Origin of the sequence: Aureimonas ureilytica (assembly GCF_001475935.1) — a bacterium.
In the GTDB taxonomy this organism is placed as follows: Bacteria; Pseudomonadota; Alphaproteobacteria; order Rhizobiales; family Rhizobiaceae; genus Aureimonas; species Aureimonas ureilytica_A.
On the sequence record NZ_LDQA01000021.1, the window covers coordinates 89,752 to 103,357 of the forward strand.

10 protein-coding genes and 1 pseudogene are annotated in these 13,606 nt (G+C 66.2%); 7 read left to right on the forward strand and 4 right to left on the reverse strand.

What is annotated here, in order from left to right:
* Window positions 1-16 precede the first annotated feature (16 nt).
* The 3 genes from NS365_RS09210 to exbB are packed head-to-tail and all read right to left on the reverse strand — an operon-like array spanning window position 17 to window position 2,558.
* Entirely contained in the window at window positions 17-1,009 is a 993-nt protein-coding gene (locus tag NS365_RS09210) for an energy transducer TonB (protein ID WP_058599989.1), read from the reverse strand.
* A 12-nt stretch (window positions 1,010-1,021) separates the two neighbouring features.
* Window positions 1,022-1,483, reverse strand: a complete 462-nt coding sequence (gene exbD, locus NS365_RS09215; protein WP_058599990.1) for a TonB system transport protein ExbD — start codon at window positions 1,481-1,483, stop codon at window positions 1,022-1,024.
* Between the two features lie 4 nt (window positions 1,484-1,487).
* Window positions 1,488-2,558, reverse strand: coding sequence for a tonB-system energizer ExbB (gene exbB, locus NS365_RS09220; protein ID WP_058599991.1), 1,071 nt, complete (start codon window positions 2,556-2,558; stop codon window positions 1,488-1,490).
* A gap of 293 nt (window positions 2,559-2,851) precedes the next feature.
* Between exbB and tkt the strand changes: the two genes are divergently transcribed.
* From tkt to metH, 4 genes are all read left to right on the forward strand, one after another.
* On the forward strand, window positions 2,852-4,951 hold the full coding sequence (gene tkt / locus NS365_RS09225) for a transketolase (protein ID WP_058599992.1): 2,100 nt from the start codon (window positions 2,852-2,854) through the stop codon (window positions 4,949-4,951).
* A gap of 107 nt (window positions 4,952-5,058) precedes the next feature.
* Window positions 5,059-6,036 carry a phosphogluconate dehydrogenase (NAD(+)-dependent, decarboxylating) gene (gene gnd / locus NS365_RS09230; protein ID WP_058599993.1) on the forward strand — a complete coding sequence of 326 codons (978 nt, stop codon included), beginning with the start codon at window positions 5,059-5,061 and terminating at the stop codon, window positions 6,034-6,036.
* Between the two features lie 93 nt (window positions 6,037-6,129).
* A complete protein-coding gene (locus NS365_RS09235; protein ID WP_058600079.1) occupies window positions 6,130-6,957 on the forward strand; it encodes a Cof-type HAD-IIB family hydrolase in 828 nt (275 codons plus the stop codon).
* A gap of 150 nt (window positions 6,958-7,107) precedes the next feature.
* Entirely contained in the window at window positions 7,108-10,872 is a 3,765-nt protein-coding gene (gene metH / locus NS365_RS09240) for a methionine synthase (protein ID WP_058599994.1), read from the forward strand.
* Between the two features lie 69 nt (window positions 10,873-10,941).
* Here metH and NS365_RS09245 read toward each other — a convergent pair whose 3' ends face one another.
* Complete coding sequence (locus tag NS365_RS09245) at window positions 10,942-12,063, reverse strand: helix-turn-helix transcriptional regulator (RefSeq protein ID WP_058599995.1); 1,122 nt, start codon at window positions 12,061-12,063, stop codon at window positions 10,942-10,944.
* Window positions 12,064-12,213: 150 nt separating this feature from the next.
* Between NS365_RS09245 and NS365_RS09250 the strand changes: the two are divergent.
* The 3 genes and pseudogenes from NS365_RS09250 to NS365_RS09260 all read left to right on the forward strand — a co-directional run.
* Window positions 12,214-12,507 (forward strand): annotated as a pseudogene (locus NS365_RS09250) (pyridoxal kinase); the annotation flags it as partial.
* A 211-nt stretch (window positions 12,508-12,718) separates the two neighbouring features.
* Window positions 12,719-13,069 carry a hypothetical protein gene (locus NS365_RS09255; protein WP_058599996.1) on the forward strand — a complete coding sequence of 117 codons (351 nt, stop codon included), beginning with the start codon at window positions 12,719-12,721 and terminating at the stop codon, window positions 13,067-13,069.
* A gap of 72 nt (window positions 13,070-13,141) precedes the next feature.
* On the forward strand, window positions 13,142-13,501 hold the full coding sequence (locus NS365_RS09260) for a hypothetical protein (protein WP_058599997.1): 360 nt from the start codon (window positions 13,142-13,144) through the stop codon (window positions 13,499-13,501).
* Window positions 13,502-13,606: the final 105 nt, after the last annotated feature.

The following is a 13,606-nucleotide window of genomic DNA, read 5'->3' on the forward strand; positions in this document are numbered from 1 at the left end:
TGAACTCTTGCGTCCGTCAACGTGTGTAGTTGATCGGCACGGTGATCGGCACGTTGCCGCCCGAGGGCGGAGCGGGGAAGGGACTGGCGCGGCGCACGAGATCGAGCGCGGCCTGATCCAGAACCGGGTTTCCGGACGAGCGCGCGAGGCGGATGCCGGAGGCCGCGCCCGACCCGGTAATGGTGAAGGACACTGTCACCAGCCCCTGGCCGCCGCCGCGCGGCGTGCGCTTGAAGCGGTTGAGACGAGCCTGGATTTGTCCCTGCCAGCGGGCGGGCGAAACGTCGGATCGCGGCGCGGCCCCTTGCGTCGACTGCGTGTTGGACGCCTGCGAGGCGCGAGAGGGAGGCGGGGCGGCGCGCGGCTTCTGCGCGCGAGGCTTGGCCTCTTCGCGCGGGCGCTCGCGGCGGGGCTTGGGCGCTGCCTTTCGCTCCGGCACCTTCTCCGCGACGCGCGGGCGCTCCGGCGGCGTCGGGCGCGGCAGCGGCACGGGCGCATTCGCCGCCACCTCCGGCGGCGCTTCCATCTTGGGGAGCTCGGGCAGCGGCTCGGGTTCCACCACCGGCTCGGGCGGCGGCGGTTCGGGCTGGGGCTCCGGCTCCACGACCGGCTCGGGGACGGGCGGCTCCGGCTCGGCCACAGGCTCCGGCGGCGCGGGCTCCGGGGGCGCGGGTTCCGGCGGAACAGGTTCGGGCGGCGGCGCGATGGGTTCGGGCGTCGGCTCCGGTGTCGGTTCGGGCTGTGGCTCGGGCGGTGCCTCTTCGGGGGGCGCTTCGCTCGGCGATGCGTCAGCGGCCGGGGCGCTCGGCGGCGGCGCGGGTGGGGCAAGGTCGATCAGAACGGCCGCGTCCGGCGCGCCCTGCGGAGGCGCGACGGGCGGGGGTATCTGCGAGACGAAGAAGGCCGCGCTGGCATGAACCGCGACCATGGCGATCGCGGCCGTGCTCCAGCGCAGCGAGTCCAGCCAGCGTCCGCCGCGCTCTCCCGAAGCTGAGATGGGAAGGGTCATGAGATGGGGCCGTCAGGGCTGGGCGGCGGGCGCGGCGGGAGCCTCCGGGGCAGGGGCCGATTCGAGCCCGACCAGCGCGATCTTGAGATAGCCGGCCGAGCGCAGGAGGTTCATCACCTCCATCAGATCGCCATAGGCGACCTTTTCGTCGGCGCGCAGAAAGATGCGCTCGTCGCGCTTGCCCCCTGTCTTGGCGTCGAGCGCGGCTTGGAGCGCGCCGCGATCCAGCGGCTGTTCGCCCAGGGTCAGGTTCAGATCGTCTGACACGGTGAGGAACAGAGGCTCGTTCGGCCGCTCCTGCGGCTGCGCGTTGGACACGGGCAGGTCCACCGGCACGTCCACCGTGGAGAGGGGCGCTGCCACCATGAAGATGATCAGGAGAACCAGCACCACGTCGATAAAGGGCGTGATGTTGATGTCGGCGAGTTCGCTGGTGTCGTCGTCGTCACCGCTGCTGCGAAGGCTCACTCCCATGGTGTCACTCCGCCGCGACGCGCGAGGGGCCGCGCAGGACGGCCGCCGTCTTCGCCCGGTCGAGATCGCGCGAGAGATGCTGGAGCACGCCGGCCGAGGCATCGGCCAGAATCGCCTTGTAGCCGCCGATGGTGCGGGCGAACACGTTGTAGATGATCACGGCGGGAATGGCGGCCACGAGGCCGATGGCGGTGGCGAGCAGCGCTTCGGCAATGCCGGGCGCGACCACGGCGAGATTGGTCGTGTTGGCCTTCGAGATGCCGATGAAGGAATTCATGATGCCCCAGACCGTGCCGAACAGGCCGATAAAGGGCGCGGTGGAGCCGATCGTCGCCAGAAGGCCCGTGCCGCGCGCCATGCGCCGTCCCGCGCGCGCCTCGATGCGCTGAAGCGCGGTGGCCACGCGCTCCTTTACGCCCTCGGAGGGCAGGCCGCTCGAGTGCTCGCGCTCCGCAACGGCCGTGCGCACCATGGCGGCGACGGGGCCGCCGCGCCAGCCGGCCGCCTCCAGCCCGTCGCCCTGCGGCAGGCCCTTGGCCTCGACGAGGCGGCGCACGCCGCGCTGCGCCCGGCCGCGCGCGCCCACGAGTTCCAGCACCTTGGCGAGCCAGATCGTCCAGGTGACGACGGAGGCGAAGGCGAGGCCCGCCATGACCGACTTCACCACGATGTCGGCCGCCATGAACATGCCCCAGGCGGAAAGGTCGTGCCCGGCTCCGAGCGCGCCGGCTGGGGTGGTGTCATCGCCTTGCGCGAAGGCGGTGGCGGTGGTTTGGCCTTCGATGCTGGGCGTGGCGGCCGGCGTCGCGCTCTGCGCGGGCGGCGCGGCGGAGGACGCGTCGGGCGCGCCGGTGGATGGGGCCGGTTGGGCTTCCATCGGAGCGGGGGAGGTGGGTGCTTCGCTCGCCTGTGCCGGGGTCTGCGTCGCAGCGAGGGCGGCTGGCGACGCGCCACCCTCCTGCGCCAGCGCCGGGCCGGCCAAGAGCAGGGAGGCGAGAAGCGCGGGGACGATCAGGCGCGAGCGCGCCGTCTCGCCGGCCTGCGCCGGTGTCGCGATGGGTCGGAGTCCGAGCATGGCGGAGCCTTCCGGTTGGTGGGGGCGAGCGTCGCGGGTCTCGGCCCTCTGCCGGCCGTCGCGAGATTGTCGCCAATACATGATTTAACGAGTCATGTTTTTCATAGGCGAAGCGCCGCTCTCGCATCAAGCCCTCTTTTCCATGCGGATTTATCCATCCACGGCCATCGACGGATGCGCCGGCTGCTCCATCTCCGGCCCCGAGACGACGCCGTCCCTTGTTCGGCCATGGAAAAGGCTGCCGCCTTTTCCGCCCTCGACGCATTTCGTCTCGAAGGACGAAGGATTCCGCCATGAGCGCTCTGCTCAAGACCCCGACCGACGAGAGCACGAGCCAGAAGGGCTCCGCCCAGCTCGCCATCGACACGATCCGCACCCTGTCCATGGACGCCGTGCTGAAGGCCCATTCGGGCCATGTCGGCGCGCCTCTCGGGCTCGCGCCCACGGCCTATGCGCTCTGGACCGAGTTCATGCGCTACGACCCATCAGCGCCGGACTGGCCGAACCGCGATCGGTTCGTGCTGTCGGTCGGCCATGGTTCGATGCTGCTCTATTCGGTCCTGCATTTGGCCGGCGTCGAGGAAATCGACGCGCATGGCAAGAAGACCGGTCAGCCGGCCGTCTCGCTGGACGACATCAAACAGTTTCGCCAACTGTCCTCCAAGACGCCGGGCCACCCGGAATACCGGATGACGACGGGCGTCGAGACGACGACGGGTCCGCTCGGACAGGGCTGCGGCAATTCGGTCGGCATGGCGCTGGCCGAGCGCTGGCTCGCCGCGCGCTACAACAAGCCCGACGCCCCGCTGTTCGACCATGACGTCTTCGTCCTGTGCGGCGACGGCGACATGATGGAGGGCGTCGCCTCCGAGGCCGCCTCCATGGCGGGCCATCTCAAGCTCTCGAACCTCTGCTGGATCTACGACAACAACAAGGTCTCGATCGAAGGCTTCACCAATCTCACCTTTTCCGACGACGTGGCCGAGCGCTTCCGCGCCTATGGCTGGAAGACGCTGCATGTTGCAGACGGCAACGATCTGGGTGCCATCCGCGAGGCGCTGACCGAATTCCGCGCGACCGACGACCGGCCGACCCTGATCGTGGTGGATACCGTGATCGGCTATGGCCTTCAGAAGCAGCAGGGCACGGCTTCCGCTCATGGCGAAGCCTTCGACGCCGACGATGTGAAGGGCGCCAAGCGCTTCTATGGCTGGCCGGAGGATCAGAGCTTCCTCGTACCGGACGGCGTGGCGGAAGCCTTCCACGCGGCGGTGAGTGAGCGCGGTCGCCCGCTGCGCGAGACGTGGGAGGCCGATTTCGCGCGCTACGCCAAGGCCTATCCCGAGCTGGCGGCGCAGATCGAGGCCATGCGCGCCGGCCGCCTGCCGGAGGGCTGGGACAAGGCCCTTCCGAGCTTCGAGCCCGACGCCAAGGGCGTCGCCTCGCGCGATGCCGGCGGCAAGGTGCTGAACGCGATTGCCGAGACCGTGCCCTATCTCGTCGGCGGTTCGGCCGATCTGGCACCCTCCAACAAGACCAAGCTCGGCTTTGCCGATGCCGGCTCCTTCGGCCCTGACAATTATGCCGGGCGCAACCTGCATTTCGGCATTCGCGAACACGCGATGGGCGCGATCGCCAATGGCATGGCGCTCTCCTATGTGCGCTCCTACGCTTCCACGTTCCTGGTCTTCTCGGACTATATGCGCGCGCCCGTGCGCCTGTCTGCCATCATGGAAATTCCGGTGGTCTGGGTCTTCACCCATGATTCCATCGGCGTCGGCGAAGACGGGCCGACGCATCAGCCGATCGAGCATCTGGCGAACCTGCGCGCCATTCCCGGCCTCAACACGATCCGTCCCTGCGACGCCAACGAGACGGTGGAAGCCTGGCGCGTCGCCATGGAGCAGACGCATGAGCCGACTGCGCTCGTCCTCTCGCGTCAGCCTCTGCCGACGCTGGACCGCACCAAATACGCGCCGGCGTCCGGCCTGAAGCGCGGCGGCTATGTGCTCGCTGGCGACCCCAACGAGACGCCGGATGTCATTCTCATCGGCACAGGCTCGGAGATTGCGCTCTGCATCGAGACCTATGAGAGCCTGCGGGCGGAAGGCATCAAGGCCCGCGTCGTGTCGCTGCCCTCCTGGGAGCTTTACGAGAAGCAGGATCAAGCCTATCGCGACAGCGTCCTGCCGCCCGAAATCATGGCGCGCGTCGTGGTGGAGCAGGCCGGCTCCATGGGCTGGGACCGCTATGTCGGCGCCAAGGGGGCCAAGGTCACCATGTCCACCTTCGGCGCGTCCGCGCCTCTCGCCAAGCTCCAGCAGAAGTTCGGCTTCACCGCCGAGGCGGTGCTGGCCAAGGCCAAGGAGCAGATCGCGGCCCGCAAGGGCTGACACGTCCCCGCCGCCCCTCCGGCCGCGTGCCGGGCGGGCACCGCTGGGTTCGGCCCTTGGGAGGGCGGCCGCACCCGTTCCCATCTGATTGTCGAAGAGAAGACCCTATGCAGATCGCGATCATCGGCCTTGGCCGAATGGGCGGCAATATCGCCCGACGCCTGATGAACCACCGCCACGAAGCTTTCGTGTTCGACTGCAACGCGGAGGCCGTCTCGGCGCTCGCGGGCGAGGGGGCCAAGGGCGCGGCCTCGCTGGAAGAGCTGGCCGGCCAGTTCTCGGGCCGCCGCGTGTTCTGGGTCATGCTGCCGGCCGGCGAGCCGACCGAGGCGACGATCCGCGACCTCACCCCGCTTTGCCGCGAGGGCGACGTCATCATCGACGGCGGCAACACGTTCTACAAGGACGACATTCGCCGCGCCGCCGAGTTGAGGCCGCATGGCATTCACTATGTCGATGTCGGCACCTCGGGCGGCGTCTGGGGTCTGGAGCGCGGCTATTGCATGATGATCGGCGGGCCGGAGGACACGGTGCGCGATCTCGACCCGATCTTCGACGCGCTGGCGCCGGGCTATGGCGACATCGAGCGCACGCGCGGGCGCAACACGCCGGATGATCGCGCCGAGCGCGGCTATATCCATGCCGGTCCGGCCGGCGCGGGCCATTTCGTCAAGATGGTCCATAACGGCATCGAATACGGCCTCATGCAGGCCTATGCCGAAGGCTTCGACATTCTGAAGACGAAGAATTCCGAGCATCTGCCGGAGAACGAGCGCTTCGACTTGAACCTGCCTGACATCGCCGAAGTCTGGCGTCGCGGCTCGGTCATCTCCTCCTGGCTGCTCGATCTCACCGCCATCGCGCTGGCGGGCGACAAGGATCTGGCGAAATTCTCCGGCAATGTCGCCGATTCCGGCGAAGGCCGCTGGACGCTGGAAGCGGCGATGGAAGAGGCCGTGCCGGTCAACGTGCTTTCGGCCGCGCTCTATGCCCGCTATCGCTCGCGCCAGGAGGCGACTTTCGGCGACAAGATGCTGTCCGCCATGCGCTTCGGCTTCGGTGGCCATGTCGAAATCCCGCAATAGGCCTTAAGGCCCATCGGGCTCTTGCTCCATCTCGACGGGCGCGGCATTCGTTCCGCGCCCGTTTCCTGTTCCCGAACCCTCCGCAAGGTCTCGATGTCCCTCGATCCCGCGCTCGCCGCCTCCATCCGCCTTGTCGTGTCCGATATCGATGGAACACTGGTGCGCAACGACAAAAGCCTGTCGGAGCGCACGCGTCAGGCCGTCGCCCGCGCGCGTGCGGCGGGCATCGGTTTCACGCTGGTCAGCGCCCGCCCGCCGAGCGGCCTCGGCGAACTGGTGGAGCGGCTGGGGATCGAGGGCGCGGTCGGGGCCTTCAATGGCGGCACGCTGTTCGAGCCGGGCGGGAGCATCGTGGAGGCGCATCGCCTGAGTGAAGCGGATGCGCGCCGCGCGGTCGAGCTTCTGGACGAGGCCGGCCTTCCCATCTGGGTCTTCGCCGATGGCCTCTGGATCGCGCGCGACGACAGCACCCAGCATGGCGCGATGGAGCGACGCGCCTCGCGCGTCGAGCCGACCATCGCCTCGGACTTTTCGCCTTGGCTGGGGCGGGCCGACAAAATCATGGGCGTTTGCGACGACCATGCTCTGGTCCGCCGGCTGGAAGCCTCGGTCGGCGCGGCGCTCGGCTCCAGCGCCAATGTCGTGCGCTCGCAGCCCTATTTTCTGGACGTGACGACAGCGGCCGCCAACAAGGGCGCGGGCGTCGAGGCGCTGGCGCGCGCCGCCGGCATTCCGTTGGAGGCCACCGCCGCGATCGGCGACATGGCGAACGATGTGCCAATGTTCGCCCCGGTCGGCCTGTCGGTCGCCATGGGTCAGGCCCCCGAGGAGGTGCGCGCACAAGCGCGCCATGTCACCGCCAGCAACGAAGAGGATGGCGTCGCCCAGTTACTGGACCAACTCGTGGCGGCGCGCAGCTAAAAGTTTCAAGCGGCGAGGACAAGAGAGCGCTCGCCGCATTCCCGGCCTCTCGTCCAATGTCCCGCTCGCCAAGCGGTTTCCGTTCATATAAAGCGATCTTTATATGATGATGGCGCGCCTGTTCGTGCGCCGATCCTCGGAGCCCGTGCCATGAGCCTCGTCAGCGACACCCTCTTCGCCTCGCCCAGCCGTCCGCGCGAGGATGTCTGGACCGCGCTGCGCAAGGCGGCGCGCGAGCGTATCCTGATCCTCGACGGCGCGATGGGCACGCAGATTCAGGGGCTCGGCCTCCAGGAGGAGGATTTCCGGGGCGATCGGTTCCATGATTGCACCTGCCATCTCCAGGGCAACAACGACCTTCTGGTTCTGACCCAGCCCAAGGCGATCGAGGACATTCACTTCGCCTACCTCATGGCCGGGGCGGATATCGTCGAGACCAACACGTTTTCGGGCACCACCATCGCGCAGGCCGACTACGCGATGGAAGCGGTGGTCTACGAGCTGAACCGCGAGGGCGCGGCCGTCGCTCGCCGCGCCTGCGCACGCGCCGAAGCCGCCGATGGCCGCCGCCGCTTCGTGGCCGGCGCCATCGGCCCGACCAACCGGACGGCCTCGATCTCGCCCGACGTGAACAATCCCGGCTATCGCGCCGTCACCTTCGATGATCTGCGCGTGGCCTATGCGACCCAAGTGCGCGGCCTCGTGGACGGCGGCTCCGACATTATCCTGATCGAGACGATCTTCGACACGCTGAACGCCAAGGCGGCGATCTTCGCGGCCGAAGAGGTCTTCGCGGAAGCCGGCATCTCGCTGCCGGTCATGATCTCGGGCACGATCACCGATCTGTCCGGGCGCACGCTTTCGGGCCAGACGCCGACCGCCTTCTGGCATTCGGTGCGCCACGCCAAGCCCTTCACGATCGGTCTCAACTGCGCGCTCGGCGCGGAGGCCATGCGCCCGCATCTGGCCGAACTCTCCGGCGTCGCGGACACGTTCCTCTGCGCCTATCCCAATGCCGGCCTGCCCAACGAGTTCGGCCAATATGACGAAACGCCGGACGCGATGGCGCGTCAGGTGCGCGGCTTTGCCGAAGAAGGGCTGATCAACATCGTCGGCGGCTGCTGCGGCTCGACGCCCGAGCACATCCGCGCCATCGCCGAAAGCGTGGCGGGTCTCGCACCCCGCGCGGTGCCGAAGCTCGCGCCCATGATGCGCCTGTCGGGCCTGGAGCCCTTCACGCTCACCAAGGACATTCCCTTCGTCAATGTCGGCGAGCGCACCAATGTCACGGGCTCGGCCAAGTTCCGCAAGCTGATCACCGCCGGCGACTATGCCGCCGCGCTGGACGTGGCGCGCGATCAGGTGGCGAACGGCGCGCAGATCATCGACGTCAACATGGACGAGGGGCTGATCGACTCGAAAGCCGCGATGGTCGAGTTCCTCAACCTCGTCGCCTCCGAGCCCGACATCGCCCGCGTGCCGGTGATGATCGATAGCTCCAAATGGGAGGTGATCGAGGCCGGCCTGCAATGCGTGCAGGGCAAGCCGATCGTCAATTCGATCTCCATGAAGGAAGGCGAGGAAGCCTTCCTCCACCACGCCCGGCTTTGCCGCCTCTACGGCGCGGCGGTGGTCGTCATGGCCTTCGACGAGGAGGGGCAGGCCGATAGTTTCGAGCGCAAGGTCGCGATCTGCTCACGCGCCTACAAGCTTCTGACCGAGAACGGCTTTCCTCCCGAAGACATCGTGTTCGACCCGAACGTCTTCGCGGTCGCGACCGGCATCGAGGAGCATGACGGATACGGCGTCGCCTTCATCGAGGCGACACGCACGATCCGCCAGACGCTGCCGCACGCCCATATCTCGGGCGGCGTGTCGAACCTCTCCTTCTCGTTCCGCGGCAACGAGCCGGTGCGCGAGGCCATGCACGCCGTGTTCCTCTATCACGCCATTCAGGTTGGCATGGACATGGGCATCGTGAATGCCGGCCAGCTCGCCGTCTACGACACGATCGACCCGGATCTGCGCGAGGCCTGCGAGGACGTGGTGCTGAACCGGCCGGGCCGGGAGGGCAAGAGCCCGACCGAGCGCCTTCTGGAGATCGCCGAGCGCTATCGCGGCACGGCGGGCAAGGAGGCCAAGGCCAAGGACCTCACCTGGCGCGAAGGGACGGTCGAGGAGCGGCTTTCGCACGCGCTCGTCAACGGCATCACCGAGTATATCGACGCCGACACGGAGGAAGCGCGGCTCAAGGCCGAGCGCCCGCTGCATGTGATCGAAGGCCCGCTCATGGCGGGCATGAATGTCGTCGGCGATCTCTTCGGCGCGGGCAAGATGTTCCTGCCGCAGGTCGTGAAGTCCGCCCGCGTTATGAAACAGGCCGTTGCCCATCTCCTGCCCTACATGGAGGAGGAGAAGCGCCTCAATGGCGGCTCCGAGCGCTCCAGCGCCGGCAAGATCCTGATGGCGACGGTGAAGGGCGATGTGCATGACATCGGCAAGAATATTGTCGGCGTCGTTCTCGCCTGCAACAATTACGAGGTGATCGACCTCGGCGTCATGGTGCCCGCCGCCAAGATTCTCGAAACCGCCAAGGCCGAGAAGGTCGACGTGATCGGCCTCAGCGGCCTCATCACGCCCTCGCTGGACGAGATGGTGCATGTCGCCTCCGAGATGGAGCGCGAGGGCTTCGACGTGCCGCTCCTGATCGGCGGGGCGACCACGAGCCGCGTGCATACGGCGGTGAAGATCGACCCGCGCTATCGCAAGGGGCAGACGGTCTATGTCACCGACGCCAGCCGCGCCGTCGGCGTCGTGTCCAATCTCCTTTCGCCCGAAGGGCGCGCCGACTATGCCGAAGGCATCCGCCGCGAATACGAGACCGTGGCCGAGAAACACGCGCAGGCCGAGGCCGAGAAGCAGCGCCTGCCCCTGGCGCGCGCGCGGGAGAACCGCCAGCAGATCGACTGGTCGAGCGCCCGCCCGGTGAAGCCCACCTTCCTGGGAACGCGCACCTTCGAGACCTGGGATCTCGCCGATCTCGCCCGCTATATCGACTGGACGCCCTTCTTCCAGACTTGGGAGTTGAAGGGTCGCTATCCCGCGATCCTGGAGGACGAGGCGCAAGGGGCCGCCGCGCGCCAGCTCTGGGACGACGCGCAGGCCATGCTGCGCCAGATCGTGGAGGAAGGCTGGTTCCGCCCGCGCGCCGTGGTCGGCTTCTGGCCAGCCAATGCCGTGGGCGACGATGTCAGGCTCTTCACGGACGAGGCGCGCAATACGGAACTCGCCACCTTCTTCACCCTGCGCCAGCAATTGTCGAAGCGCGGCGACCGGCCGAACGTGGCGCTCGCCGATTTCGTCGCGCCGGTGGAAACGGGCCTCGCCGACTATCTCGGCGGCTTCGTGGTGACGGCCGGCATCGAAGAAGAAGAGATTTCGAACCGCTTCGCCAAGGCCAATGACGACTATGCCGCCATCATGGTGAAGGCGCTGGCCGATCGCTTCGCCGAGGCCTTCGCCGAGCGGATGCATGAGCATGTGCGCCGCGACCTTTGGGCCTATGCGCCGGACGAGAGCTTCGCGCCCGAAGAGCTGATCGCCGAGCCCTATGCGGGCATTCGCCCTGCGCCCGGCTATCCCGCCCAGCCCGACCACACGGAAAAGGTCACGCTCTTCAAGCTCCTCGACGCCGAAGCGCAGACCGGCGTCACGCTGACCGAAAGCTACGCCATGTGGCCGGGCTCCTCGGTCTCGGGCCTCTACTTCTCCCATCCCGAAAGCTATTATTTCGGCGTCGCCAAGGTGGAGCGCGATCAGGTCGAAGACTATGCCAACCGCAAGGGCATGGCCGTCGCCGAGGTCGAGCGCTGGCTCGGGCCGGTGCTGAACTACGTGCCGACGGGGCGGGGGTAGGCGGGTGGTTTCCGATGGAGTGGTATAAGGGATATCGACATCGAAAAGCTGACGGGATGCGAGGTCGTGCTACGCCTCAAAGGGCACGACCTTTCCTACGAGGCGGACCAGATCGGCTTGGCGATCGATCCCAAGTCGAGCGTATACCCCTTTGATATGGCTGCGAACGGTCTCGTCGCTCACCGCGAGACGCTCCGCTGCCGTCTTCGTCGTGTGTCCGGCAGCGATCAGAAGAGCGACTCTCGTTTGAGCCTGCGTTAAGCCAAGCCTCAACAGGATATTCGACAAATCCGGGTAGGTTCTATTCCCCGGTTTGAGGATCATCAGAAGCGCTCCGTGAACTGGCGCGAAGCTTCCGAGCTGTTCGCACGTTTGCCCTCGCAACGGCGTCACCCGAACGATCAGCGGTAGAAGACTGTTCGGGCGGGGGACGAAAAGCGCATCTGGCATCTGCTGGGCAGCGAGGCCCGTCGCGACGCAGCGAACAAAAGCGTCGAATTTTGTTTGAGCAGCCCCCAATGCCAACTGGACGGAGCCGTTGCGAATATGGACGCCGTCTTCTGATAAGGTGTCGAAGGCTCTGTTCCAGGTTTTCGCTTGGCCCGCCCGATCCAGTATGGCGACGGCGCAATCGAATTCGGCAAGACGTTGGGATAGGGCGGATCCGACCGCCTGCGACGAATCCAATTCCAGCCGCATGACAAGGGCGCGGGACAGATGCCGTGAGATTGTCGCGAAGGCCTGCTGCTCCGCCTCATCAGGCGGCGTTACACCTAAGCGTCGTTGCACATTGATGGCGAACCTAGTTTTGCCATTCAAGGCACCGATGACCGTAGCAATGCCTCCTATATCGTGAGTCCGCAGGAAGTCTTGAAAGTAAAAGCTCTTGGCCTTGATTTTGTTTGACAGGAATTGGTGGTCCCAGACAATGCCCGGCCGGATGAGGCCGAGCCTCTGCGCTGTCGATACGACAATATCTTCCTGCCACCAATACTCGTTATAGCCAGCTGTTAGGTGCTCCAGGCCAGGCGATACGTAGAGAAGCGGTGAGGCCAAACCTGGCTGCAAAATCACAGTACCAGCGCCCTTGAAGGCTTCCGCGCATGACTGAATCGTATCCAACCAAAGCGATGCATCCAACGCCCCATCGTAAATGCTATCAATGAGGAATTCTATATTATTGGCATGCATTTATTACCCATTATTTTTATATTGATATTATCAATTTTGGCTCTCAAGAATGCATGGTGATGTCGTGGAATTCGATCGATCGTAGCCAATTCTATGAAGCCTTTGCAATAAGAACATCTTGTGAGGCCCTGCCAAGACGGCTTGTCAGGGGAGACGCCGCCGGACGCGATCGATCTTCTGGCCTCCGGGCCGGACGGGCGCTTCCTTCTGCGCACGCCGCGTCTCGACGTGTCGCTGAACGGGGCGGGGGACGCCATCGCCGCCCTGTTCTTCCTGCATTGGAAGCGGACGGGCTCGGCCGCTGCCGCGCTTCGGGCGGCCGGTTCCTCGATCTACGGCCTGCTCCGGCGCACGTTCGAGGCCGGCTCACGGGAGTTGCTGCTGGTGGAGGCGCAGGACGAATTCGTGCAGCCCTCCATCCTGTTCGAGCCGCAAAGGCTTTGACATGCGGCAAGGCCAAGCGTCGAACGCCGTGGCCTTGCGAGAACGACAGCACACAACCTCCAAACGATCCGTGCTTTGATCGATCAACGCGATTGCCTTTCGCGAGATCAGGCCCTAAGCGCTGAAAGGCCGCCTGTGTTGGGGCGGCTTCGGTGTTGACACTGTGGCGGGCTCGCGGAGTGGCACACGTCCTGAGCGAAGGGGGGGTGGTATGGCGATCTTTCATCGTGGGACCGAGGCGATAGTGCTTGTCGGCCTGCTGATGCTCGGCGGCTGCGTCAGCTCGACGCAATATTCGGCCGTGTCGGAAGCGTTGAAGGGCAGCGCCGAGTTGCGGCGCGAGAGTGTCGAAACCTGTGTGAGCAACAATCGCTCGACGCCTGAGCAGAAGGACATGATGCGCAAGCTCATGAACCTTTCGCCGGGAAGCAACGTGGTTCGGGTCGGATGCGAACGGGCCACGGCGGGTCTGGCGTCCGGCAAACTCAGCTACGACGATTATCGCGCCATTCAGTTCGGCCAGATCACGCCACAGATCGTCCGCGTTTTCCAGAACCGCTGACACCCGCTCGGCCCCCTAGTCTTGGTCTGATGTTCCGCATCGGCGGAGCGAAAGCTTCTCGAAGGAAAAGTGATGATGCGTTTTCGACTGGTTCTCCCGATCATGGCCACTTGCAGCCTTCTGCTTCTGGGCGGCTGCGTGACATCCACAAGCTACGACGCCACCGCGGAAGCGATGGGCCATAGCCCCGAACTGCTGGCCGATCGGATCGCCGATTGCACCAAGAGAACGGCGGCCACGCCCGGCGGGCTCAACGAGCTGCGTCAGGAAGCCAAGCTGCCGGTGGGGACGAGTGATGCGACCGTGGCCGAAACCGTGTGCCGGCGCAGCATGACCGCCATCGCGAAAGGGCGTATGACCTATGACGACCTTTTGTCGGCCTTCAACGGCACACCGAAGCCGATCGTCTACAAGGTCATCCAAGGGCGCTGACGCTCGAGGCGGAGCCGATCGCGGACGAGCCATTCACGTTGGAAGAACGCTGTCGTTCCCGCCAGTGAGGCCCGACCGCGCCCGCATTGCCGATAATTCACTTGC

What these genes read in the sequence shown, in the direction of transcription:
- tkt (WP_058599992.1), top strand. Translation starts at nt 2,852, where the DNA reads ATGAGCGCTCTGCTCAAGACCCCGACCGACGAGAGCACGAGCCAGAAG.
- exbB (WP_058599991.1), bottom strand. Translation starts at nt 2,558, where the DNA reads ATGCTCGGACTCCGACCCATCGCGACACCGGCGCAGGCCGGCGAGACG.
- metH (WP_058599994.1), top strand. Translation starts at nt 7,108, where the DNA reads ATGAGCCTCGTCAGCGACACCCTCTTCGCCTCGCCCAGCCGTCCGCGC.
- exbD (WP_058599990.1), bottom strand. Translation starts at nt 1,483, where the DNA reads ATGGGAGTGAGCCTTCGCAGCAGCGGTGACGACGACGACACCAGCGAA.
- NS365_RS09210 (WP_058599989.1), bottom strand. Translation starts at nt 1,009, where the DNA reads ATGACCCTTCCCATCTCAGCTTCGGGAGAGCGCGGCGGACGCTGGCTG.
- NS365_RS09245 (WP_058599995.1), bottom strand. Translation starts at nt 12,063, where the DNA reads ATGCATGCCAATAATATAGAATTCCTCATTGATAGCATTTACGATGGG.
- gnd (WP_058599993.1), top strand. Translation starts at nt 5,059, where the DNA reads ATGCAGATCGCGATCATCGGCCTTGGCCGAATGGGCGGCAATATCGCC.
- NS365_RS09260 (WP_058599997.1), top strand. Translation starts at nt 13,142, where the DNA reads ATGATGCGTTTTCGACTGGTTCTCCCGATCATGGCCACTTGCAGCCTT.
- NS365_RS09255 (WP_058599996.1), top strand. Translation starts at nt 12,719, where the DNA reads ATGGCGATCTTTCATCGTGGGACCGAGGCGATAGTGCTTGTCGGCCTG.
- NS365_RS09235 (WP_058600079.1), top strand. Translation starts at nt 6,130, where the DNA reads ATGTCCCTCGATCCCGCGCTCGCCGCCTCCATCCGCCTTGTCGTGTCC.